The sequence below is a fragment of the Nonomuraea sp. NPDC050733 genome (genome assembly GCF_040654215.1).
In the GTDB taxonomy this organism is placed as follows: Bacteria; Actinomycetota; Actinomycetes; order Streptosporangiales; family Streptosporangiaceae; genus Nonomuraea.
In genome coordinates this window covers 40,598-61,029 of sequence record NZ_JBFAHO010000017.1, presented here as the reverse complement: position 1 = coordinate 61,029, position 20,432 = coordinate 40,598, and the positions used below count along the sequence as shown (strand labels likewise).

The window sequence follows — 20,432 nt, the reverse complement described above, 5'->3', positions numbered from 1 at the left end:
AGGCGAATCCGTTATGTCGCCAATGACAGCTCATCGTAGGGGTCGGGAGATCGTCCACGCGTCGCCGTCCCGGGTCGACGTGCCGATGTACGGCCGGCTACTCCCGGTGGCGTAACCGGGCCGGTCCCGCTGCCCCCCTCGGGGTAGGCGCGGAAGCCTCCCCTGGCCGGACGCGCGGCGACCGGCCGGGCGGGACGATGGCGGTCGTCACGGGCGGCACGCCGCCCACACTCCCGCACTCCCCGGAGGAGACCCCGTGTTCTTACGTGTCGCGATGCTGCTGCAGACCCTCGCGCTCATCGTCCAGGCGGTCACGGCCGGCCTGCTGCTGTCCTCACCCGGCGGGCGCGAGCTGCACGGCGCGTCCGCGGTCGCGGTCGTCGTCACGGTGCTGCTGCACCTGGTGGCGGCCGTCATGACGCGCCGGCTCGCCGTCATCATGCCGGCGGTGGGAATGCTGGTGCTCACGCTCGTGCAGGCGGCGCTCGGCATGGCGCACGTCAAGGTCCTGCACGTGCCGATCGGCGTGCTGATGTTCGGCGGCAGCATGCTCCAGCTCAGCCGCGTCTGGACCGGCCGCCTCGACCGCGCCCCGGCCGGCACCACGAACGACCCCGCGGGGGACGTCAGGGCCGCGACCTGAACCCCTGCTGGTCGGGGTGGTGGGTGGTGGCGGCCCAGCTCGCGAGCAGCTTGAGCCCGGCACCCGCGCCCAGGACAGGTCTAGGACGGGCCGGAAGGCGCCTGCTCCCGCTCGATGCGGCGGTAGACGTTGTCGCGCAGGCGCAGCACCACCGCCGCCAGGAGCGCCGCCGTCAGCGAGCCGGCGAGCACGGCGATCTTGACGTGGGCGTCGTCCTCGCTGCCGACGCCGAAGGCCAACTCCCCGATGAGCAGCGACACGGTGAACCCGATGCCGGCCAGCAGCGCCAGCCCCAGCACGTCCACCCAGGACAGGCTCTCGTCCAGCTCGGCGTGCGTGAACCGGGACACCAGCCAGGTGGCGGCCATGACGCCCAGCGGCTTGCCGACGACCAGCCCGGCGGCGACGCCGAGGGCGACGGGGTCGCTCATCGTCCGGACCAGCCCGTCCGCCCCGCCGATCGCCACCCCCGCCGACAGGAACGCGAACACCGGGACCGCCACCCCCGCCGACAACGGCCGGAACCGGTGCTCGAAATGCTCCGCCGGCACCGCTCCCCGGGGCTGGCGGGCGGAGGCGGGAACGGTGAAGGCGAGCAGCACTCCGGCCACCGTGGCGTGGACGCCGGAGGCGTGCACCAGGCCCCAGGTGAGCGCCGCCAGTGGCAGCAGCAGCCACCAGGCGCGCACGTCCCGCCGTACGAGGAGGGCGAAGACGGCCAGCGGCACGGCGGCGCCGAGCAGCGGGAGCGGCGCGAGCCGTTCGGTGTAGAAGACCGCGATGATCACGATGGCGAGCAGGTCGTCCACCACGGCCAGGGTGAGCAGGAACGTCCGCAGCGCGGCCGGCAGGTGCCGGCCGACCACCGCGAGCACCGCCAGCGCGAAGGCGATGTCGGTGGCGGTCGGGATCGCCCACCCCTGCGCCGCGTCGGCGGCGCCGGCGACGGAGGTCGTGACCAGGTACGCGACGGCGGGGACGAGCACGCCGCCCATGGCGGCGGCGACGGGGACCGCCGCGCGCCGCGGGTCGCGCAGGTCACCGGCCGTGAACTCGCGCTTGAGCTCCAGGCCGGCCACGAAGAAGAAGATCGCCAGCAGGCCGCCGGCCGCCCAGGCGGCCAGGCTGAGGTCCAGGTGGAGGGTGGCGGGCCCGACCTTGAACGACCGCAGCGCCTCGTACGCTCCACCCCACGGTGAGTTGGCCCACACCAGGCCGAGCAGGGCGCCGGCGAGCAGGAGCGCGCCGCCGATGGTCTCGGTGCGCAGGACGTCGGCGATGCGCCGGGACTCGGCCCGCGAGCCGCGGCCGAACAGGCGCAGGACACGGGGGGACGGCGGCGGCGTGCGGGTCAAGGAGAACTCCCGGGCAGGGTCGGCTGTAGAACAAGCCGACCAGACTTCCCGGCACACCAGCGGCAACCATACCCAAAGACCCATCAAACATACGGGTCGGGGCATGAACCGGTAGCCCATGCCCGGCTCGGTCAGCAGGTGGACGGCCGGGTCGCGGCAGCTCCACCATGCGCCACTCGGTCGGCGTGAGCCGCACCCCGCCGGAGACCCGCTCGGCGACGAAGGAGCGGGTCGGGGATGTGCTAGGCTGAAGCCAGTTGCAGTTGAGGTACCCATACGAACTTTGTGTGCGCCTGACGGTATGTAACCCTCAGGCGCATTTTTGTTTGCCGGTCATCTCCGGATGGGCTCATTACGGCGACGCGGCGTCCGCACACGGCGGGCACCGGCCCTGCCAACCAGAAGGAGATCGACATGGCTAACGGAACCGTGAAGTGGTTCAACGCGGAAAAGGGCTTCGGCTTCATCGAGCAGGACGGCGGCGGCGCCGACGTCTTCGCCCACTACTCCAACATCGTTTCCCAGGGCGGCTACCGCGAGCTGCGTGAGGGCCAGCGCGTGGCCTTCGACATCACCCAGGGACAGAAGGGCCCGCAGGCCGAGAACATCGTTCCCGCCTGACCCAGGGCACACCCCGAGCCGGGGCTCGCACCTTCACCGGTGCGGGCCCCGGCTCGTCCTGTTTCCAGGGGTGTCATGGGACGATCGTGAACGCGCGCTCCAAGCCGGTGATGCGCAGCAGCCTCGACAGCTGCGGGCGCGGGGCCCTCAGCGCGAGCGTGACCCCCCGCTGCCGGGCCCGGCGCTGCATGTCGACCAGGACGGCCAGGCCGGAGGCGTCGCAGAACGACACCGAGGACACATCCACGACGAGCCGGCCGCCCTCGTAGGGCAGGGCGCGCAGCAGCCGCCGCCGAAGGGCTTCGCCGGTGAAGATGTCGATCTCGCCGGTCAGGTGCACGACGGTGGTCACCGGACCGGCTCTGCCGGGACGAGCCGGCGAGAAGATGCGCATGGAACTCTCCTGTCGCAGCGCGGAGAAGAAGTGTGGGACGCCCGGCGGCCACCTGGGCCACGGGCCGGCGGCTAGCGACCGCGGGCGGCGTCGGGCGGGACGATCCGCAGGGCGAGATGCTCCCCGCCGGCGAAGCACAGCACGATCAGGTCCTGGGCGGCGTGGTGGAAGAGCCTGACCTCGATCCGGCGCCCCCGCGCCGGCAGGCGGCGCGGAATGTGCTCCCACGCCTCCGCGTGCACGCCGACGCGCAGCGTGGTGCGCCCGCGCCGCTGGTCCACGGCCGCGATCAGACTCGGCAACTCGTCCGCGGCATCACGTGAGTACGGCCACCAGGTCCCGTCGGTGACGTCGTGCGAGCGGCGGTGCCGGTCGAGAACGGGATCGAGGTCGAGCCTCGTCCGCGAGTCGACGCGCGGCACCACGGCGGCGGCGGCGCTGAGCGGATCGTGAGCAGTGAGAAGCGCCGGCGGCATGATCGCCTGCCCGTCCAGGCCCCCCGGGGAGGGACCCAAGTGTTCTATCGCCGTGGGCGACGCCGACCTGCTGCCAACGCACACAAAAGTCCTCGGTAGCCCAAGTCTACTCCGGTTCGTTCGCCGCGCCACGTGATCATGAGGTCGGTGCAGGTCAAGGCGTCGTGCTGGTTCTTGACCCGGTCCCGCCGCTGATGATCGAGCGAGCCGCCGGGGTGTGCCGGAGGGTCAGCGCGGTCATGGCGAGCACGCCGAGGGCGCACGCGATGGGCACGGCCAGCCCCGCCCGCGCGGCGGGCTCCCAGCCCGACTCCAGCGCGCCCAGCAGGACCGTCCCGGTGAGCGTGCCGCCGAGCACGCCCCCTGTCTCCTGTACGGTGCCCAGCACGCCCGCCGCCGCGCCGGCCAGCGCCGGCCGCACCCGGGCCAGCGCCGTGGAGAGCAGCGGCGGCATGAGCAGCCCCATCCCGGCGCCCGTCACGAGCAGCGCTCCGGCGACCTGCCACGCCACAGCCCCACCCCCGGAAGCGGCGCCGGCGTGTCCGGCGACGGCGCGGTCGAGCAGGAGCAGCCCGAGCAGCAGCATGGCGGCTCCCGCCACGGGCAGCCGCGCCCCCAGGCGCCCGGCCGGCGTCGCTCCGCACGCGGAGGCGGCCAGGAACCCGCCGTTGAGCGCCGTGCACACCGCCCCGGCCGCCGCGGGCCCGAGCCCGAGCCCTTCCTGGAGGTACAGCGCCAGCACGAACGACAGCCCCGCCGAGCCGCCGAACAGCAGCGCCACCGCCACCAGCCCGCCCGCGAACCCCTTCTCCCGGAAGACGCCGAGGTCCAGCAGCGGCTGCCGCCCGGCGGCGGCCAGACGGCGCTGCCGGTGCGTGAACGCCCAGAGCAGGGGAGCCGAGGCCGCCAGGCACAGCCACGTCCACGCCGGCCAGCCGTGCTTGCGCCCCTGAGCCAGCGGCAGTACGACCGCCACCAGCCCGGCGGCGACCAGCCCCGCCCCGGCCAGGTCCAGCCCCCGGCCGCCACCTGCCATCGGCCCGTCGTCCGGTCGGACAGATGGCGGAGAGGGGAGGACACGCCGAGCCGCCATGAGCGCGGCCAGGCCCAGGGGCACGTTGACCAGGAAGCAGGCCCGCCAGCCCAGTCCCCAGGGGTCCGCCGCGATCAGCAGCCCGCCGATCACCTGCCCGCTGACGCCCGCCAGTCCCACCGCCGTGCCGTACCAGGCGAAGGCCCTGGCCCGGTCCGCCTCCTGGTACAGGTCGCCGAGCAGGGCCAGCACCTGCGGCGCGAGCAGCGCCGCGGCGACCCCCTGCACGGCCCTGGCCTGCACCAGGACCCAGGCGGCCGGCGCGATCCCGCACGCGGCCGAGGCGAGCGTGAACAGCGCCAGGCCCGCCGAGAAGACCCGGCGCGGCCCGTACAGGTCGCCGAGCCTGCCGGAGACGACCAGCCCCGCGGCGTACGCCAGCCCGTAGGCGGCGATCACGAGCTGCGCCTCGGAGCCGCCGGCGTGCAGCCCGGTCCTGATCGAGGGGACGGCCACGTTGGCGATGAAGAAGTCCAGCGTCGTCATGAAGACGGCGACCAGCACGACGGGCAGTGCCCACCAGCGGTTCGGGGCGGCGGCCATGAGGGTGGCTCCAGGGGAGGAGGGGACGGACGGTGCGGTGGGAGAACACCGCGCCCGCCCGGTCGGTTGACCTCACCCTGGTGGCGACCGGTTATGAACCCCTGCCGACCTGCTACGGACGGCGTTACGGAATCCTCACGCCGCCCCGCCCGGAAGATCGCCGGGTTGCACCCGTCACGAGCCGCCCCGCCCGGTCCGGCAGCGCGGCAAAAGTGGCATAGCGCTACGGGGGGCATGAATGAGCGATTTTTCGGCGATCCACCGACAATCTGTCCGCCAAATGGCTGCCTCGCCACGGCACTCCACAGACCTGCGTGCTTACCCTGGTTGTCGGCCAGGAGCTCCGTGCTCCCATCGCCCCGGGCTGAACTCACGGTGTCGCCCGCAGCGGGTGGGGGACAAGGGAGATGGTCGAGCTCATGCCGTCACGATTCGTCCCTTACACGCCGGACGTCGAGGCCGCCGTTCCGGGTTTCGACGAGATGCTGCGGACGGTGATCGGCAAGACGGAGCGGTTCATCACCGAGTCGGTCGAGGCCGAGGGCACCGGCCTGGCTGTCCGTGACGCGCACGCCAAGGGGTACGGGATCGTCAGGGGAGAGGTCGAGATCCTCGACGGCCTTCCCGCCGAGTACGCGCAGGGCATCTACGCCACGCCGGGACGGCATGACGCGCTGGTGCGCTTCTCCAACGGCTCTCCGCACGCCGGCGCCGACGCGAGCCTCGGCCGGGCGACCGGGCTGGCGCTGAAGATGTTCGGCGTCCAGGGCCCCACCCTGCTGGAGGACGAGCCCGACACCGGCACCTTCGACTACAACCTGATCAACGCGCCGGTCTTCTTCTGCAACACCTTGGAGCACTACCTGTTCATCCAGGAGCTGTTCCTGGACGCGCCGAAGTACTTCGCCCAGGGAGCGCCCGGCCGGCACCGCTTCTACCGCGAGTTCGTGACCGGCAAGGGAACCCTGGCCGAGGACGAGTGGGCGTGGGAGGAGTTCCTGGCCTTCCTGAAGGTGGCGGCGCGCCCCTTGGTGAACGTTCTGCTGTCGACCTACTGGACGATGGGCGCGGTCCGGCACGGTGACTACATCGCCAAGGTGCGGCTGGCCCCCGACCCCGCGTGCGCGGCGGCGGTGGTCCATCGCGCCATCGACGTGGCCTCGGCCGAAGAGGTGTTCCGCCCGGCCCTGGCGGCCGAGATGCGAGACCGTCCGTACGCGTTCGACCTCCAGGTCCAGCTGTGCGCCGATCTGGACCGGATGCCCGTGGAGGACGTCACCGTCGAGTGGCCCGAGCGACTGTCGCCGTTCGTCACGGTCGCCAGGCTGAGCCTGCCGCGGCAGGACATCTCCGATGAGGAGAGTCTCAGGAAGATGGACGCCCTGTCCTTCACCCCGTGGCGGGTGACGGCCGAGCACGCGCCGCTCGGCGAGATCCAGCGCGCCCGCAAAGAGGTCTACCGCCGCTCGTCCCTCCAGCGTCACCGGATCAACCAGCAGGAGCGGCGCGAGCCGCGCAGCCCCGACGAGGTGACGCCGTAGGAGGCGGTGGTCCCCCGACGTGCCGGTGAGCCGGCGGACACATGGAGACAGAACGCGATGACAGAACGTGCGAGCAGCGCCCAGGTCCTGGAGTTGGACGACATCCAGGGCACCCTGCTGCGGCAGCGCCCATCGCCCTACGTGGGCGCCTACTTCCTGCTGCGCATCGACGACGCGGCAGACGGCCGGCGGATGCTGGCCCAGCTGGCGCCCCGCGTGGCTTCGGCCGCCCGATGGTGGGAACCTCCGGACCAGGCGTGGTTCAGCGTCGCGCTCAGCCACTCCGGGTTGCGGGCCCTGGGCGTGCCGCAGGCGTCGCTGGACAGCTTTCCGGCCGAGTTCCGGCAGGGGATGGCCGCCCGCGCCGAACGGCTCGGCGACGTCGATGAGAGCGGCCCTGAGCACTGGGACCCGCCGCTGGGCAGCACCGACGTCCATGTCGCGTTGTCGGTGTTTGCGCCGGACGAGGCGGGGCTCCGGACCGTGCTGGACGACGCCCGCGAGGCGCTACGCGAACTGCCGGGCGTTTCGGTGATCTATCGGCTGGAAGCCGGGCAGCTGCCGACCGGGCGCACCCACCTCGGCTTCGTCGACGGCATCGGCGAGCCCGACGTTGAGGGCGCCGGCGTGGCCAGCATCCTGCACGCCGGCGGCGACCACTACGGCTACCTGCCCGGATTCGGCCCCACCATCAAGGCCGGAGAGTTCCTCCTCGGCCACACCAACGAGCTGGGCCGGGTCGCCGCCATGCCCCAGCCCGACGTCCTGGGCCGCAACGGCACCTACGTCGCCTTCCGCAAACTCCACGTTCAGGTGGCCGCCTTCCGCCGCTACCTGAGGGACAACGCCTCCTCGCCCGAGGAGGAGGAACTGCTCGCGGCGAAGATGGTCGGCCGCTGGCGCAGCGGGGCGCCTCTGGTGCTGGCCCCCGAGCACGACGACCCCGGCCTCGCCGCCGATCCCATGCGGGCCAACGACTTCACCTACGGGCAACAGGACCCGACTGGCCTGCGCTGCCCGCTCGGCTCCCACATCCGCCGCATGAACCCACGCGACGCCCTGACCGGCTCGATCGTGGACGTGAAGATCCACCGCGCCCTGCGCCGCGGCACCACCTACGGCCCCATGCTCCCCGAGGGAGAACTGGAGGACGACGGCGCCGAGCGCGGCATCGTGTTCATCTTCATGGGCGCCGACCTCGTCCGGCAGTTCGAGTTCCTCAAGACCCAGTGGGCCAACGACGGTGACTTCGTCGGTCTCGGCACCGAGAAGGATCCGCTCATCGGGGACAACGACGCCACCGGGACCTTCACCATCCCCCGGCGTCCCGTCCGCCGCCGGTTGCAGCAGCTACCGCGCTTCACGATCACCAAGGGGGGTGAGTACCTGTTCATGCCCGGCCTGGGGGCGCTGAACTGGCTGGCCGAGCTCGAAGACTGAGCCCCGGCCGGCCGTCGACCACCGGATCCAGTCCCCGGCCATTCACAGGACAGAAGCCCCATCGGGCCCCAGCCAAAGGACACACTGACATGACCACGAACGCCGACCGGCAGAGCCGCCCGGGACTGAAGTCCGGCAGGACGAGCGAGTTCACCCTCTTCTTCAACGTCAAGCCCGGCGAGGGAGAGCAGATCCGCGCGGTCTTCCAGCAGCCGGGCTTCGAGGACAAGCGCAAGGAGATGCTTGCGCGCATCGGCACCCTGCACGACGCGCGATGGGTGCTCTTCGACGACGACACGCGGCTCATGTTCGCCACGAACTTCGACGGCGACTGGGACGCCTACATCGACGACTTCGCCGCCCTGGTCCCGGAGACCTTCGACGCCATCCTGCAGCACACCGAGGACTATCCGGGCATCCACGACCCCAACATCAAGGACCTCATCGTCGCCCACCAGGCCCAGGCGGCCTCCTACCTGCGCGCGATCCCGGACTCCACGGTGAAGGAACTCAAGAAGGCACTGCGCGTACAGGAGGCGTTCCAACGTCTGCTCGACGAAGCGGGCTGAGCGCCTGGCGCCTGGAGGCCGCCCGTCACCCCGTGGCGACTTTGACGTTCTTCATCGTGAAGTGCGAGGTGACGTTCCTGATCCGCGGGATGGTCATGACATGCCGGCTGAGGAAGGCCTCGTAGGCGGCCAGGTCGGCGACGGCCACGCGGGCGAAGTAGTCGGGGCTGCCGAACAGCCGGCGCAGCTCGACGACCGCCTCGGCCTGCGCCAACGTCTGCTCGAAGCGCTCGACGGTCTCGGCGTCCTGGGTGTCGAGGGTGAGGTCGACCAGGACCTCGAACGAGCGGCCCACGGAGGCGGGGTCGATGACCGCCCGGTACCCGCGGATGACGCCCTCGGCCTCCAGCCGCTGCACGCGCCGCAGGCACGGCCCGGGGGTGAGCCCGACCCGCGTGGCCAGCTCGACGTTCGTCAGCCGTCCGTTCCGCTCCAACTCGGCGATAATTGCTCTGTCCACCGCATCCATGTCTCGAACATTGCCGTAGCCGATCCCGCGAGGGCAATACTCGCAACCACATGGCGAGGGTTCTGCGAGACCATAGAAGCGTGCAATCGACCGTTCCGCCCCATATCGCCACACCTGCGCTCGCCCGCGCTCCGATCACCCAGCGGGAGCAGATCGTCGCAGGAGTGCGCGATTCCTTCTCCGCGGGGCTGGGGATCTTCCCGCTCGGCGTCGCCCTCGGCCTGCTGATCCTCCAGGCCGGCCTGCCCTGGTGGTTGACCCCCGCCCTGTCGCTGGCCGCGTTCGCCGGTTCCCTCGAACTGCTGCTGGTGGGCATGATCGCGAGCGTCACGCCGCTCGCCGCCGTCGCGCTGACCGTCCTGGTGGTCAACTTCCGGCACGTCTTCTACGCCTTCTCCTTCCCCCTGCACCTGGTCAGGGGCCGGTTGGCGAAGGCGTACTCCGTCTACGCGATGATCGACGAGGCCTACGCCGTCAGCGCCTCGCTGCCCGCGGCGGAGCGCTCGGCACCGCGACTGCTGGCGATGCAGCTCGCCTCCCAGGCCTACTGGGTGGGCGGCGGGCTGGTCGGAGTCGCCGTCGGCGCGGCGCTGCCCGCGCCGGTCAAGGGGCTGGAATTCGCCCTGTGCGCCCTGTTCACCGTGCTCACGCTGGACGCCTTCCGCTCCCGCCGGGAGATCGCCCCGGCGCTGCTCGCGGGGGCCGGCGTGACCGTCGCCCTCATCGCCACCCCGGGCGCCGCCATGTTCACCGCGCTGCTGCTGTTCGTCGCCCTGCTGCTGGCCCGCCACGCGCTCGCCGCCCGCCGCCCGGCGCAGGAGCCCGCCCGGCGGCCCGCCCAGGAGCCCACCCGGGAGACCGTCGATGCCTAGCGTCTCCTATCTCGTCGCCGTCCTGGCGATCGTCTTCACCATCACCTTCGCCCTGCGCGCCGTCCCCTTCGCGCTGCTGCGCACCTTGCACAGCTCCGCCGTCGTGCGGAACCTGGCGGTGTGGATGCCGGTGGGCATCCTCGCGATCCTCGCGGTGACCGCCCTGCACGGCACCATCGCCGCCGAACCACGCGCGATGCCGTACGCGCTGCTCGCGGTCGCCGTCACCGCGGGCGTGCACCTCGCCTTCGGCCGCCGCACGATCCTGAGCGTCGGGATCGGCACCGCCGTCTACGTCGTCCTCGTCAACGCCTTCTGAGCTCGGGGACGAGCTTCAGCGGGTTGCCCGGCGGGATGGGCGTGACCGGCTCCCGCGCGGCGTACGACGCGACCGCGGGTGACGTTCGACCATATGGTTGTGCGTCGGGGTCCGCCCCGCTCGCGTGGCCGCGCCTCCACGAGACGTTCCGGGAGGCGCGTCGACGCGTGCGGCAGGTCCTCGGCCGCCCACGTCCACGCACGTCCGAGGAGGCGTCATGATCGCTCAGCCCGTCCCCCCTCCCGCGGTACGCCGCGAACGCACCCTGTCCGCGTCCCCGCGGAGCTCCAGTCGGGCCTGGCTCGACCCCGACATCCTGCGGCAGCGGCTCGCTCCCGGTGACCGGGGCGCCAGGCGGCTCGGCGGCGGCTGGGACGGCGTGCTGGACCGGCTCATGGACGGGGTGCGGCGATGACGGCCGACCTGGGGCCCGCGACGGACGCCCTCGCCGCGATCATCCGGAGCCTGCCCGACGACCGGCTCTCCGCCCCGACGCCGTCCGGTGGCATCACCGTGGCGGAGCTGCTCGACCACGTCGACGGTCTCTGTGTGGCGTTCACCACCGCCGCCACCAAGACGCCGCTGGAGGACGGCGGCCGTGCCCGGACGCCCGACGCGTCGCGGCTGGGCGACGACTGGCGTGACCGCATCCCGGCCCGCCTCGACGAGCTGGCCCGGGCGTGGCGGGCTCCGTCGGCGTGGAGCGGGACGGCGGAGGTGGGCGGCGGCCGGATGCCGGCCGAGGTCGCCGGGGCCGCCGCCGTCGACGAGGTCGTCATCCACGGCTGGGACGTGGCCGTCGCCACCGGGCAGCCCTACCCCGGCGAGGATCCCGCGCTGGAGGAGGCTCTGCGGGAGGCGTACGCGTGGGTGAGCGCCGTCGCCGCCGCATCCCCGCAGGGCAGCCCCGGCCTGTTCGGGCCGCCGGTGCCGGTGCCCGGCGACGCCCCGCTCATGGACCGGCTGCTCGGCCTCACCGGCCGCGACCCGGCCTGGACTCCTCCCTCCCGACGATGATCATCCGGGAAGGGCCCCGGGCAGGCCGAGGAGGGCGGCGTGCTCAGGGCCGACGAACGAGGTGATCGCGGCGATGGCGTCACCGCGGACGGTCAGCACGTTCAACGACCACGCCCGGTACGGCCCGGTGCCGCCGTGGCGCAGGTAGGAGGCCACGGCGGGCTGGCCGTTCGCGCTGGTCGTCAGGTGCCGCCACGAGCCGCAGCGGGTCAGCGGGACCTGGACGGCGAAGTCCATGACCGCCTCGGCGCCCCGGTACCAGTGGGGGAGCGGCGGCATCGACCAGGTGACGTCCTCGGTGAGCAGCGCCGCCAGGGCCGCGGCGTCACCGCGCTCCATCGCGGCCGCGTACCCGGTGACCAGCTCGCGCAGACGCGCGTCGCCGAGCTTGCGCACGGCCTGCCGCTGGCTCTGGGCGGGCACCCGGTCGGCGATGACCTTGCGGGCCCGGGCCAGCGCGGAGTTGACCGACGTGGTCGAGGTCCGCATCGTGGCGGCGATCTCGGCGGCGGACAGGCCCAGCACCTCGAACAGCAGCAGCGCCGCCCGCTGGTTGCCCGGCAGGTGCTGCAGGGCCGCGACGAACGCGAGCTCGACGGCCTCGCGCTGCTCGTAACGGGCGTCGGGACCGAGCGGGCCGTGGCCCAGCGCCGCGTCGGGGTAGGGGCCGAGCCAGGCCACGTCGGTACGCGGGGCGGCGTCCACGACGGCGTGGTCGCTGGAGGGGCCGAGGTCGACGGGCAGCGCCCGCCTGCCGCGCGCCTCGATCGTGTCGAGGCAGGCGCGGGTGGCGACGGCGTACAGCCAGGAGCGCAGCGAGCCGCGGGCCTCGAAACGGGGTAGCCCCCGCCAGGCGCGCAGCAGCGCCTCCTGCAGGGCGTCGTCGGCGTCGTGCGCGGAGCCGAGCATGCGGTAGCAGTGCGCGTGCAGCTCCCGGCGCAGCGGCTCCACGAGCCGGCCGAACGCGTCGCCGTCCCCCTGCCGGGCCCGTGTCAGGTCGTCCGCGGAAACTTCGCTCACAGGCCACGATTCTGCCCCACCACGGGAGTCCCGCTGCGACGCGCTCAGGGGGCGGTTCGAGAGTTGATGTTCTTTCGTGAGGCAGGTTGGTAAGAGGTCGTCGCGTCATAATCCGCTCATGAAGATCATGCAGGGAGCAGTGGCGACGTGCCTGGTTCTCCTGACGGCCTGCTCAGCCGCGATTGACCGGGAGGGCACGCCCGCCGGCTCGAGCCCGACCGTGAACGGCAGCGCGGCCGAGAAAGAAGCCGCTCCAGCGGTCACCCTGAGCCCCGGCCCGGCATCCTCGGACCCGATCCCGTTGTCCAGGCGATGGAAGGTGGTCGACAACGCCCCGCTCATCGCGGCGGCGGGCCTGACCGACGTAGTGGCGACGAGCCCACGCGACGCGTGGGCCCTCGGCTTCGAGAACGCAGCCGAGGACAGGGACGGCGAACCCGTCATGGTCCACTGGAACGGTGTCAGGTGGTCGAGGTTCCCGCTCCCTCGCGGCATCGACGCGACAGAACTCGACGCACGAGCACCGGACGATCTCTGGGTGATCGGCGGCGGGAGGGTCGCCCACTGGGACGGGCACATGTGGTCGATGCGGGCGCCGTTCGGCCTTGCCCAGGATCTCCTCGACGTCGCCGCTGACCGTGATCGCACGGTTCTGATCGGCCAGGACGTGGCCGGGTCGTTCGTCTCCGTGGTGGAGGATCACACGTACTCGCTGGCCATGACCGATGAGAACAGCGCCTTCACCGCGGTGGACGCGAGCGGGGGGCACACCTGGATCGTCGGCGAGCAGCCGAGGCCGGACTGCGGCGGCATCACCCCCGCCATCTCCCACAACCAGGGGGGCGCGCAACCCGGCTGGAGGAGGATGCGCGTCCCTGACGTTCCGGGCGGCACCCTCAAGCACGTCGTGGCCGTCGACCCGACCGATGTGTGGGCCGTGGGAGACGTTCTCACAGGCAGTGTGACCACCCGCTACGCGGACGGCGCCTGCCCCACGCCCTTGCAGGACAGGGCTGACCTTCCCTCCGCTCCCTTGGTCATGCACTGGGACGGGAGGGAATGGACGCGGATGACGCTGCCACCCCTGCGCGCCTCGCTCAGCGCCGTCACCGCTCTCGGCCCGGATGACGTCTGGGTGCTCGGCGCCGAACTCGACCGCCCATGGCAGCCTGTGTTGCTGCACTTCGACGGCAGGCAATGGACCTTGGAGCGGACGTACAAGGGCCGGCTGGAGGCCCTTGCGGCGGTCCCCGGCGGAAAGGACATCTGGGCGGTGGGGCGTCCCGTGGAGTACACCGACTACGGCAGGGAGACCATCCTCAGGCGTGATGGTCGATTCGCTCAGCCGCGTCCGTAGCCCGGAAGTGAGCTCTCTGACCAGCCCACCTCACCCGATCTCAACGAGGACGCGCCCCTTTCGGATTCAGGCGGAGCTGCGACTGCTCAGGGCCGGGGAGCGGCTGGCGGCTTGCTTCGGCCGTTGGCTCCATGTCCGGTGGTCTGCCACGGGCCGCTGGCACGCGACGGCAGCAGCACGACGATGAGCACAGCGCCGAGCGCCACGCAGACCGCGCCCGCCGTAAGACCGCCTGAGTAGCCCATGATGGCCAACGCGGCCACCCCGACGGCACCGCCGACCTGCTGAACGGAGGTGGACAGGGCTGAGCCGAGACCGGCGTCCTCCTCGGTGGTGCCGTCGACCACCGGACGGCTCCATGACAAGCCCCAGGCACTCGACCAGGAGTTCACCGCGACGCTGCAGAAGAGCCCGGCCAAGGGCGGCCACACTACGTCGTCTGGCCCGGGTCGGCCGGGTTCTTCGGGACCCGGGGTCTGGTGAAGGTACGGGCGACGATCGACGGTCACCCGTTCGAGAGCTCGTTCATGGCCATGGGCGGCGGCGTTCACAAGCTGCCGGTCCGTGCCGAGGTCCGCCGCGCGATCGGCAAGGACGCGGGCGACACCGTCACCGTCCGCCTTCTGAGCCGGACCGGGTGACGGCCTCATCCGTCCTGACGAGGCGGGCCGGGGACAGCGTCCGACGGGGCCGGGCGGCTCCGCAGGCGCCGCAGGGCGAGCAGGCCGCCGACGCCGGGGACGAAGGCGCGCCACCGCGCTCCGGAACCGGCGGCGGCCGGCGCCATCGAGACGGCGCCGACGACGACCAGGTAGGACATGCCGTGCAGCGGCCCGCCGAACGTGGTGATCACCCCGGTGTGAACCGTGAGCAGGTTGACCAGCAGGGTCGCCAGGGAGAGCGCCTCGACGCCGGACGCGAGACGCAGCACCCGCAGATGCGCCGCGCTCATCCCGACAGCGCCGGCCGGGGTGACGCTCATCGGCCCGAGCCGGGGCGGACGATCATGATGACGACGACGGCCGCCCACGCCAGGTTGTAGAGACCGGCGAGCATGGACAGCGTGCGCAGCGCCCGGCCGTCGCCGGGGGCGCGGAGAGCCGCGCGCTGGCGCGGGTGGATCTGCGTGGCCAGCAGGCCGCCCGCGACGGCTGTGAGCAGCATGGACACGGTGATCCAGATCTCGCCCATCCGTCCCTGGAGGGTCGCCAGGGCGATCCCGACCACCGGCACGATCAGCCCGAAGGCGGCGTAACCCCCCGTGACGCGGTGCAGTGCGACGGCCACCGCGCGGTTGCGCACCTCTGACTCCGTCCCCTCCGGGGCCGCCCCTCCGGCGGCCGCGGGTACGGGGACGGCGATCGGCGCGTACCGGGGGAACAGGCTCGCGGCGACGGCCGACCCTCCGACGAAGACGATGCTCGCGAGCACGTGCACCGACAACAGGACATGTTCCATGGGCGTTCCTTCCAACCTTCAGATTGCCTGAAGCTTAGCCGAAGCTTCAGGCGTCCTGAAGGTCGGGGCCGCGTCATCGCACCACGGAGGCGCCCCTGAACGGCATGTGCTCGCCCTCCACGTACGTGGGGAAGGGCTGGTAGACGTTCACGCCCGGCCGCCCGCGGAGCAGCAGCGCGGAGACGAACGGCTGCTGCTCGCTCGTGATCCGGGTCGAGGTCGGGATGTAGCGGATGGTCAGGCCGCACCGGCGCCTGGGGGAGGTGTTGGCGTTGGAGCCGTGCAGGATGTTCGGGTGGTGGACCTCCACGTCGCCCGGCGACAGCACCAGGTCCACCGCCCTGGACTCGTCGACCGTCACCGCGCTCTCCGAGCCGAGCACGTTGTCGACGTCGTCGCGCTCCCGCAGCTCGTACAGCTCCTCCTTGTGCGAGCCGGGGATCACCCGCAGGCAGCCGTTCTCCGGGGTGGCCTCGTCGACGGCCAGCCAGAGCGTGACGACGCGCATCGGCTCGAGCGGCCAGTACGCGCCGTCCTGATGCCAGAGGACCGGCTTGCCGGAGAAGGGCGGCTTGCTGATGTAGTGCGAGGCGAACAGCGCGATGTCGGGGCCGACGAAGAGCTGGGCGATGTCCAGCAGCCGGTCGTCGCCGACCAGCCGCACCCAGAACGGGTCGCCCGCGACCAGCTCGGTGGCCAGGTCCTCGCCGAGCCGGTCGGGGTGCCTGGCCTGGAGCCAGGCGACGTGGTCGCCGGCCTCGGCGATCAGTTCGGGGTCGATGACGTTGCGGAAGATCGTGTAGCCGTCGCGATCGTAGTCCTGAAGGGTCCGGCCGGCTTCCGTGATCACGATGTGCTCCTCGCTGCGGGGCTGGCGGAGATGGCGTCGATCCGGATTCTTCGGTCTCCGCGCCGCGAGTTACTAGTACTCACCGCTCCATAAGTATTAATTTCCTGACATGTCGACCATCCTGCGCTGGGTCGAGTTCGCGGTCGGCCTGCCGTACCACGCGGCGCTGGTGCCCGTCACCGGCGGCCGGCGCGACCGGCCCGAGCCGCACAGCCACGCCGACTTCCACGAGTTGGTCTTCGTGACGGCCGGAGCGGGCGTGCAGCGGGTGGGCGACAGCGAGATGCCGCTGCGCGCGGGTGACGTGGTGCTGGTCAGACCGCACGACCGTCACGAGTTCGCGGGCACGGCGGCCGGCGGGATGCGCTTCGTCAACATCGCCTTCCCCAGCGAGCGCTGGCGCGCGTTCGCCGACCTGGCAGGGCTGGCGGGCACGGCGGACTGGGACCGGCGCGAGCTTCCCCTGGCGGCGGGCGCCGATCCGGACGGGCCGGTGGCCGCGGAGTTCGCCCGGGTACTGGCCGCCTACTCCGGCATGCCCCGGGTCCTCGACCTGGTCCGGCTCTGGACGGCGGTCGTGCCGCTCCTGGAGCGGGCCGACGGCAGGGCCATGGACGGGCGGCCCGGCTGGCTGGTGGCGGCCTGCGTCGCGATGAGCCGCGAGGAGAACCTGCGCGAAGGGCTGCCCCGGCTCCTGGAGACGGCCGCGGTCAGCCCGGGGCATCTGGCCCGCTCGATGCGCACGCACTACGGCTGCACGCCGGTGGCGTTCGTCGTCACGCGAAGGCTGGAGCACGCCGCCCTGCTACTGACCACGACGACGGAAGGCATCGGCCGGATCGCCCAGCGCTGCGGTTTCTCCGGCCAGTCGTACTTCGGCAGGCTTTTTCGCGACAAGTACGGCATGGCGCCTCGCGACTACCGGGAGGCGACCCGGCGGGCAGTGGTCCCCGCGACCCTGGACACCCCAGACATCAAGTGATTATATGACTTGCACCTCGGCGAAGTCCCCTTCGTGAACCCGTCGGGATGGTCCGCCCCGGCCAAGGCGCCCGTCCTCCCGTCGAGCCGCCCGCCCGCACGCGTGCCCCCGACCCCCAGCGCTGATCGACCAGCCACCCCCAAGATCGAACAGGAGGCCGGGCATGATCCGGTCGCTTCCCCTGCGCAAGGCCGCACTCTGCGCCACCGCCCTCTCCCTGACCCTTGCCGCGTGCTCCTCCGGCGGCGACACGGCGAAGGAGGCCGGCAGGACCGAGCTCAAGCTGTACAACGACAAAGGCGCCTGGAGTAAGTACTTCGACGAGATGGGCGCGCTGTCCAAGCAGCAGATCGGGCTGTCCATGAAGCCGGTCGGCTACACCGACGAGCCGACCTACCAGGCGTTCATCAAGGCCTCCTTCCGGACCGACGTCAAGCCCGACCTGTTCACCTGGACGACGGGCGGCCGGTTGACCGAGATCGTCGCCCAGAGGCAGGTGGCGGAGACGACCGCGATCTGGCAGGAGGCCATCCGCAACGGCGACCTGTCGGCCGACCTGGCGAAGTACTACACGGTGGGCGGCAAGCAGTACTGCGTGCCGCTCAACGCGGCTTACTGGGGCATGTTCTACAACAAAAAGATCTTCGACAAGTACGAACTGAAGCCGCCCACCACGTGGGACGAGCTCATCACGATCGCCGACACCCTGAAGAAGAACGGCGTGCCCGCGTTCTACCACACCTCGGTGCTGTTCTCCTTCGTCTGGTTCGAGCAGCTCCTGGCCGGCAGCGACCCCGACCTGTACGACCGGCTCTCGACCGGCCAGGCGAAGTACACCGATCCGGGCGTGGTCGAGGTGATGAAGCGGTGGAAGTCGATGATCGACGCCGGCTACTTCAACAACCCCGGCGACAAGACCGACCCGGGTGACGTCCTGAAGACCGGCAAGACCGCGATGGTGTCGTTCGGCACCTGGTTCAACACGAGCATGACGCAACGGGACCTGAAGGCGGGCACCGACTACGGCTTCTTCACGATCCCGAACGTCAACCCGGCGCTGCCCAAGACCTCGATGATCTTCGAGAGCGGCCCGCTGTGCTCGCTGGCGAAGGCGCCGGACGCGCGGGCCAGCACGAAGTTCCTCACCTGGTGGGTGACACCGCCCGCGCAGGAGAAGTGGGCCACCGCCCGGGGGGACGTCTCGGCCAACCCCAAGGTCGCCATCTCCGACGCGGCGATCGCGCAGGTCAGCAAGGCCGCGGGCAGCGGGGAGTACCGCCTCGTCAACCGTTACTTCGAGGCCGCGCCGCCGCCCGTGCTCACCGCCGCGCTGGACGGCTTCGGCGCCTTCGTCGTCAAGCCCGACGGCTACCAGAAGATCCTGGAGGACATCCAGGCCGCCGCCGACGAGTACTGGAGCACCCACCAGCCGGGAAGCTGATCACTGTCGGAGGTCCTGCCGGTCCAGCCAGGTGGAGATCGCTGCGGCGATCGTCTCCGGCTGGTCTTCGGAGGCGTGGTGACCGGCTGGACCGCAGTGCTCGATCTGGAGGCCGGCGATGTTGTCCTTGCACCAGGCGGCGAGCTCCGGGGTGATGAGCAGGGTCGGTGAGGAGTCGAAGGTGAGCAGGAGCTTGGGGACGTCCTTGCTGCGGGCCAGCCAGGTGCCGTAGGCGTCGATCCGGGCGGTCACGTCGGCGGGGTCGCCGTCGATCGGCAGCGAGCGGGTCCAGTTCAGCAGCGGGCGACGGCTTTCCCGGGTGGGGTACGGCGCCCGGTAGAGGTCGAGCTCCTCCTCGCTGAGCGGGTTCAGCACGCCCCTGGTGTAGGCGGTGTCGATGAGGAAGTGCGAGTCCAGCACCAAGGATGCACCCTCGGTGGTACGCAGCTTCGCGGTACGGGCGCGCGCCTGCTCGGAGAGCTCATTCGAGGCGATCGGACGCACGATCGTCTCGAAGAAGGCGAGACCGCGCACCCGATCGGGGTGCCTGGCCGCCCGGTCGAAGGCGAGCGAGCCGCCCCAGTCGTGGCCGACGAGCACGACCTCGTCCAGGCCGAGTTCGTCGAAGAACGCGTCGAGGTAGCGGGCGTGGTCGGCGAACCGGTAGTCGCTGGTGGGCTTGCCCGAGCGGCCCATGCCGATCAGGTCGGGGGCGATCAGCCGTCCCGCTCCGATCAGGGGCAGCACCTTGCGCCACATGTGGGAGGAGGAGGGATTGCCGTGCAGGAAGACGACGGCGGCTCCGCTGCCGTGGTCTTCGTAGTGCATCGTCGAGTCGAGAACGTCGATCGTGGGCATGAGGGGGACTCCTTGTCCGAGATGATGATTTCAGGCGCCGGCGATCAGTTCTCGCGGGTCCAGGCGGGCATGATGCGCTGCTCACGGATGCGCCAGCCCGCCGGCGTGCGCACCACGGTGGCCGCCAATCGCAGGCCGCCCGTGAAGTGGGGTGCCTGGCCGTCGCGGTAGTAGTACACGAGCGAGCAGGCCGAGGCGGCCGCCTGATCGCCGTCGAGGTCCACCAGCAGGTCGGTGGTGGTGTGCTGGGACTGCTGCCCCTCGACCTCGCTCTGTCGCAGGAAGCCGGCGACCTTGTCGATGCCGCGCAGCTCGCCCCCGCGCGGCGAGTGCACCACCACATCGTCGGCGAAGACGGTGCCCGCATCCTCCCACCGCTTCTCGTCGAGCAGCCGCGCGAAGCGGGAGAACAGGTCGGCAATCTCGATGCGGTCGGCGATCAGAGTGTCCGTGGACATGGTGCCCTCTTTCATTCGTGGGTCTAACGTTCAGCGTTCTAACGTTTATGACGTGAACGAAGCTACATCGTTAGTCGGACGAACGCAACAGGGTAGGATCAGCGTCATGAGCAGCAGAGCCGAAGCCGCGGACATGCCGTACGACGGCGAGACGCAGACGCCGGAGAGGCTGCGCCGACGGGCCAGTCGCCTGCTCTCAGGGATGTCCGCTCGGTCGGACCGGCTGATGAACGAGGGACTGGCCCAGGTCGACGCCCGCAAGTGGCACTACGCCGTGCTCGCCTCGTTGCAGGAGTACGGCCCGGGCAGCCAGGCGACGCTGAGCCGGCGCACCGGCATCTACCGCAGCGACATGGTCGGCGTCCTCAACGAGCTGGCCGAGCACGGCCTCGTCGAGCGGATGCCGGACCCCGACGACCGCCGCCGCAACGTCATCACGATCACCGCCCAGGGCCGCCGGCACCTGCGCCGCCTCGACAAGGTCCTGGACGACCTCCACGACGAGCTGCTCGCCCCGCTGACCCCCGCCGAACGCGACCAGCTCGTGCACCTGCTCACCCGCCTGCTGGACCACCACACCCAGCAGGCGCCCCACCCCCCGACCTCCTGACACCGAGCCGGCCCTCGGCGGTGACCGGCGGGCTCCCAGCGCGTGA

General features: G+C 71.5%; 25 protein-coding genes and 1 pseudogene. 14 read left to right on the top strand and 12 right to left on the bottom strand.

All coding sequences use genetic code 11. The annotated features are described in order from the left end of the window. The first annotated feature begins 256 nt into the window (after positions 1-256). Positions 257-643, top strand: coding sequence for a hypothetical protein (locus AB0H64_RS25110; protein WP_357628779.1), 387 nt, complete (start codon positions 257-259; stop codon positions 641-643). An 80-nt stretch (positions 644-723) separates the two neighbouring features. On the opposite strand, the gene nhaA is transcribed toward AB0H64_RS25110, so the two are convergent. Next, complete coding sequence (nhaA, locus tag AB0H64_RS25105) at positions 724-1,965, bottom strand: Na+/H+ antiporter NhaA (RefSeq protein ID WP_357629034.1); 1,242 nt, start codon at positions 1,963-1,965, stop codon at positions 724-726. Between the two features lie 447 nt (positions 1,966-2,412). Between nhaA and AB0H64_RS25100 the strand changes: the two genes are divergently transcribed. Next, positions 2,413-2,619, top strand: a complete 207-nt coding sequence (locus tag AB0H64_RS25100; RefSeq protein WP_310711358.1) for a cold-shock protein — start codon at positions 2,413-2,415, stop codon at positions 2,617-2,619. Between the two features lie 73 nt (positions 2,620-2,692). Here the strand turns inward: AB0H64_RS25100 and AB0H64_RS25095 are convergent, their stop codons facing one another. From AB0H64_RS25095 to AB0H64_RS25085, 3 genes are all read right to left on the bottom strand, one after another. After that, entirely contained in the window at positions 2,693-3,013 is a 321-nt protein-coding gene (locus AB0H64_RS25095; protein ID WP_357628775.1) for an STAS domain-containing protein, read from the bottom strand. A 71-nt stretch (positions 3,014-3,084) separates the two neighbouring features. Continuing rightward, entirely contained in the window at positions 3,085-3,489 is a 405-nt protein-coding gene (locus AB0H64_RS25090; RefSeq protein ID WP_357628773.1) for a DUF5994 family protein, read from the bottom strand. Positions 3,490-3,643: 154 nt separating this feature from the next. Further along, a complete protein-coding gene (locus tag AB0H64_RS25085) occupies positions 3,644-5,125 on the bottom strand; it encodes an MFS transporter (protein ID WP_357628770.1) in 1,482 nt (493 codons plus the stop codon). A 419-nt stretch (positions 5,126-5,544) separates the two neighbouring features. Between AB0H64_RS25085 and AB0H64_RS25080 the strand changes: the two genes are divergently transcribed. From AB0H64_RS25080 to AB0H64_RS25070, 3 genes are all read left to right on the top strand, one after another. After that, the gene (locus AB0H64_RS25080) at positions 5,545-6,666 is read left to right on the top strand and encodes a catalase family protein (RefSeq protein WP_357628767.1); all 1,122 of its coding nucleotides are present in this window, start codon (positions 5,545-5,547) and stop codon (positions 6,664-6,666) included. A gap of 57 nt (positions 6,667-6,723) precedes the next feature. Further along, positions 6,724-8,106 carry a Dyp-type peroxidase gene (locus tag AB0H64_RS25075; protein WP_357628765.1) on the top strand — a complete coding sequence of 461 codons (1,383 nt, stop codon included), beginning with the start codon at positions 6,724-6,726 and terminating at the stop codon, positions 8,104-8,106. Between the two features lie 89 nt (positions 8,107-8,195). Then, the gene (locus AB0H64_RS25070) at positions 8,196-8,675 is read left to right on the top strand and encodes a hypothetical protein (protein WP_357628763.1); all 480 of its coding nucleotides are present in this window, start codon (positions 8,196-8,198) and stop codon (positions 8,673-8,675) included. Positions 8,676-8,700: 25 nt separating this feature from the next. On the opposite strand, the gene AB0H64_RS25065 is transcribed toward AB0H64_RS25070, so the two are convergent. Continuing rightward, positions 8,701-9,144, bottom strand: a complete 444-nt coding sequence (locus tag AB0H64_RS25065) for an Lrp/AsnC family transcriptional regulator (RefSeq protein WP_357628761.1) — start codon at positions 9,142-9,144, stop codon at positions 8,701-8,703. A gap of 80 nt (positions 9,145-9,224) precedes the next feature. Here AB0H64_RS25065 and AB0H64_RS25060 point away from each other — a divergent pair, with 80 nt between their 5' ends. The 4 genes from AB0H64_RS25060 to AB0H64_RS25045 all read left to right on the top strand — a co-directional run bounded on the left by AB0H64_RS25060 (position 9,225) and on the right by AB0H64_RS25045 (position 11,352). After that, positions 9,225-10,016, top strand: coding sequence for an AzlC family ABC transporter permease (locus AB0H64_RS25060; protein WP_357628758.1), 792 nt, complete (start codon positions 9,225-9,227; stop codon positions 10,014-10,016). After that, on the top strand, positions 10,009-10,335 hold the full coding sequence (locus AB0H64_RS25055) for an AzlD domain-containing protein (protein WP_357628755.1): 327 nt from the start codon (positions 10,009-10,011) through the stop codon (positions 10,333-10,335). Before AB0H64_RS25060 ends, AB0H64_RS25055 begins: the two co-directional genes overlap by 8 nt. A gap of 217 nt (positions 10,336-10,552) precedes the next feature. After that, the gene (locus tag AB0H64_RS25050) at positions 10,553-10,750 is read left to right on the top strand and encodes a hypothetical protein (protein ID WP_357628752.1); all 198 of its coding nucleotides are present in this window, start codon (positions 10,553-10,555) and stop codon (positions 10,748-10,750) included. Then, positions 10,747-11,352 (top strand): TIGR03086 family metal-binding protein, encoded by a 606-nt coding sequence (locus AB0H64_RS25045; RefSeq protein WP_357628751.1) that lies wholly within the window; start codon positions 10,747-10,749, stop codon positions 11,350-11,352. The genes AB0H64_RS25050 and AB0H64_RS25045 overlap by 4 nt, the downstream gene beginning before the upstream one ends. Here AB0H64_RS25045 and AB0H64_RS25040 read toward each other — a convergent pair whose 3' ends face one another. After that, positions 11,353-12,372, bottom strand: a complete 1,020-nt coding sequence (locus AB0H64_RS25040; RefSeq protein ID WP_357628748.1) for a sigma-70 family RNA polymerase sigma factor — start codon at positions 12,370-12,372, stop codon at positions 11,353-11,355. A 118-nt stretch (positions 12,373-12,490) separates the two neighbouring features. Here AB0H64_RS25040 and AB0H64_RS25035 point away from each other — a divergent pair, with 118 nt between their 5' ends. Beyond that, positions 12,491-13,729, top strand: a complete 1,239-nt coding sequence (locus AB0H64_RS25035) for a hypothetical protein (protein ID WP_357628745.1) — start codon at positions 12,491-12,493, stop codon at positions 13,727-13,729. An 86-nt stretch (positions 13,730-13,815) separates the two neighbouring features. Here AB0H64_RS25035 and AB0H64_RS25030 read toward each other — a convergent pair whose 3' ends face one another. Continuing rightward, positions 13,816-14,076, bottom strand: a complete 261-nt coding sequence (locus AB0H64_RS25030; protein ID WP_357628742.1) for a hypothetical protein — start codon at positions 14,074-14,076, stop codon at positions 13,816-13,818. 126 nt (positions 14,077-14,202) lie between these two features. On the opposite strand from AB0H64_RS25030, the pseudogene AB0H64_RS25025 reads away from it, so the two are divergent. Continuing rightward, positions 14,203-14,370, top strand: a pseudogene (locus tag AB0H64_RS25025) (DUF1905 domain-containing protein); the annotation flags it as partial. 5 nt (positions 14,371-14,375) lie between these two features. Here the strand turns inward: AB0H64_RS25025 and AB0H64_RS25020 are convergent. The 3 genes from AB0H64_RS25020 to AB0H64_RS25010 form a co-directional block, all read right to left on the bottom strand. Next, a complete protein-coding gene (locus AB0H64_RS25020; RefSeq protein ID WP_357628740.1) occupies positions 14,376-14,711 on the bottom strand; it encodes a hypothetical protein in 336 nt (111 codons plus the stop codon). Then, positions 14,708-15,187 carry a hypothetical protein gene (locus AB0H64_RS25015; protein ID WP_357628738.1) on the bottom strand — a complete coding sequence of 160 codons (480 nt, stop codon included), beginning with the start codon at positions 15,185-15,187 and terminating at the stop codon, positions 14,708-14,710. The genes AB0H64_RS25020 and AB0H64_RS25015 overlap by 4 nt, the downstream gene beginning before the upstream one ends. Positions 15,188-15,260: 73 nt before the next feature. After that, positions 15,261-16,037 (bottom strand): phytanoyl-CoA dioxygenase family protein, encoded by a 777-nt coding sequence (locus tag AB0H64_RS25010; protein WP_357628736.1) that lies wholly within the window; start codon positions 16,035-16,037, stop codon positions 15,261-15,263. A 109-nt stretch (positions 16,038-16,146) separates the two neighbouring features. Here AB0H64_RS25010 and AB0H64_RS25005 point away from each other — a divergent pair, with 109 nt between their 5' ends. Continuing rightward, positions 16,147-17,019: an AraC family transcriptional regulator gene (locus AB0H64_RS25005; protein WP_357628734.1), complete on the top strand. Its 873-nt coding sequence runs from the start codon at positions 16,147-16,149 to the stop codon at positions 17,017-17,019. Positions 17,020-17,182: 163 nt separating this feature from the next. Then, positions 17,183-18,460, top strand: a complete 1,278-nt coding sequence (locus AB0H64_RS25000) for an ABC transporter substrate-binding protein (protein ID WP_357628731.1) — start codon at positions 17,183-17,185, stop codon at positions 18,458-18,460. On the opposite strand, the gene AB0H64_RS24995 is transcribed toward AB0H64_RS25000, so the two are convergent. Together AB0H64_RS24995 and AB0H64_RS24990 are read right to left on the bottom strand one after the other, a co-directional pair. Beyond that, positions 18,461-19,318, bottom strand: a complete 858-nt coding sequence (locus tag AB0H64_RS24995) for a haloalkane dehalogenase (RefSeq protein WP_357628728.1) — start codon at positions 19,316-19,318, stop codon at positions 18,461-18,463. Between the two features lie 44 nt (positions 19,319-19,362). Further along, positions 19,363-19,776, bottom strand: coding sequence for a nuclear transport factor 2 family protein (locus AB0H64_RS24990; RefSeq protein ID WP_357628725.1), 414 nt, complete (start codon positions 19,774-19,776; stop codon positions 19,363-19,365). Between the two features lie 106 nt (positions 19,777-19,882). Between AB0H64_RS24990 and AB0H64_RS24985 the strand changes: the two genes are divergently transcribed. Continuing rightward, complete coding sequence (locus AB0H64_RS24985; RefSeq protein ID WP_357628722.1) at positions 19,883-20,386, top strand: MarR family transcriptional regulator; 504 nt, start codon at positions 19,883-19,885, stop codon at positions 20,384-20,386. Positions 20,387-20,432: the final 46 nt, after the last annotated feature.

Bases quoted from the DNA above. Each gene is read 5' to 3' on its own strand.
- AB0H64_RS25095 (WP_357628775.1), bottom strand. From the start codon at position 3,013: ATGCGCATCTTCTCGCCGGCTCGTCCCGGCAGAGCCGGTCCGGTGACC.
- AB0H64_RS25080 (WP_357628767.1), top strand. From the start codon at position 5,545: ATGCCGTCACGATTCGTCCCTTACACGCCGGACGTCGAGGCCGCCGTT.
- AB0H64_RS24995 (WP_357628728.1), bottom strand. From the start codon at position 19,318: ATGCCCACGATCGACGTTCTCGACTCGACGATGCACTACGAAGACCAC.
- AB0H64_RS25050 (WP_357628752.1), top strand. From the start codon at position 10,553: ATGATCGCTCAGCCCGTCCCCCCTCCCGCGGTACGCCGCGAACGCACC.
- AB0H64_RS25035 (WP_357628745.1), top strand. From the start codon at position 12,491: ATGAAGATCATGCAGGGAGCAGTGGCGACGTGCCTGGTTCTCCTGACG.
- AB0H64_RS25100 (WP_310711358.1), top strand. From the start codon at position 2,413: ATGGCTAACGGAACCGTGAAGTGGTTCAACGCGGAAAAGGGCTTCGGC.
- AB0H64_RS25055 (WP_357628755.1), top strand. From the start codon at position 10,009: ATGCCTAGCGTCTCCTATCTCGTCGCCGTCCTGGCGATCGTCTTCACC.
- AB0H64_RS25075 (WP_357628765.1), top strand. From the start codon at position 6,724: ATGACAGAACGTGCGAGCAGCGCCCAGGTCCTGGAGTTGGACGACATC.
- AB0H64_RS25085 (WP_357628770.1), bottom strand. From the start codon at position 5,125: ATGGCCGCCGCCCCGAACCGCTGGTGGGCACTGCCCGTCGTGCTGGTC.
- AB0H64_RS25005 (WP_357628734.1), top strand. From the start codon at position 16,147: ATGTCGACCATCCTGCGCTGGGTCGAGTTCGCGGTCGGCCTGCCGTAC.
- AB0H64_RS25045 (WP_357628751.1), top strand. From the start codon at position 10,747: ATGACGGCCGACCTGGGGCCCGCGACGGACGCCCTCGCCGCGATCATC.
- AB0H64_RS24985 (WP_357628722.1), top strand. From the start codon at position 19,883: ATGAGCAGCAGAGCCGAAGCCGCGGACATGCCGTACGACGGCGAGACG.
- AB0H64_RS25000 (WP_357628731.1), top strand. From the start codon at position 17,183: ATGATCCGGTCGCTTCCCCTGCGCAAGGCCGCACTCTGCGCCACCGCC.
- AB0H64_RS24990 (WP_357628725.1), bottom strand. From the start codon at position 19,776: ATGTCCACGGACACTCTGATCGCCGACCGCATCGAGATTGCCGACCTG.
- AB0H64_RS25070 (WP_357628763.1), top strand. From the start codon at position 8,196: ATGACCACGAACGCCGACCGGCAGAGCCGCCCGGGACTGAAGTCCGGC.
- AB0H64_RS25015 (WP_357628738.1), bottom strand. From the start codon at position 15,187: ATGGAACATGTCCTGTTGTCGGTGCACGTGCTCGCGAGCATCGTCTTC.
- AB0H64_RS25090 (WP_357628773.1), bottom strand. From the start codon at position 3,489: ATGCCGCCGGCGCTTCTCACTGCTCACGATCCGCTCAGCGCCGCCGCC.
- AB0H64_RS25020 (WP_357628740.1), bottom strand. From the start codon at position 14,711: ATGAGCGTCACCCCGGCCGGCGCTGTCGGGATGAGCGCGGCGCATCTG.
- AB0H64_RS25065 (WP_357628761.1), bottom strand. From the start codon at position 9,144: ATGGATGCGGTGGACAGAGCAATTATCGCCGAGTTGGAGCGGAACGGA.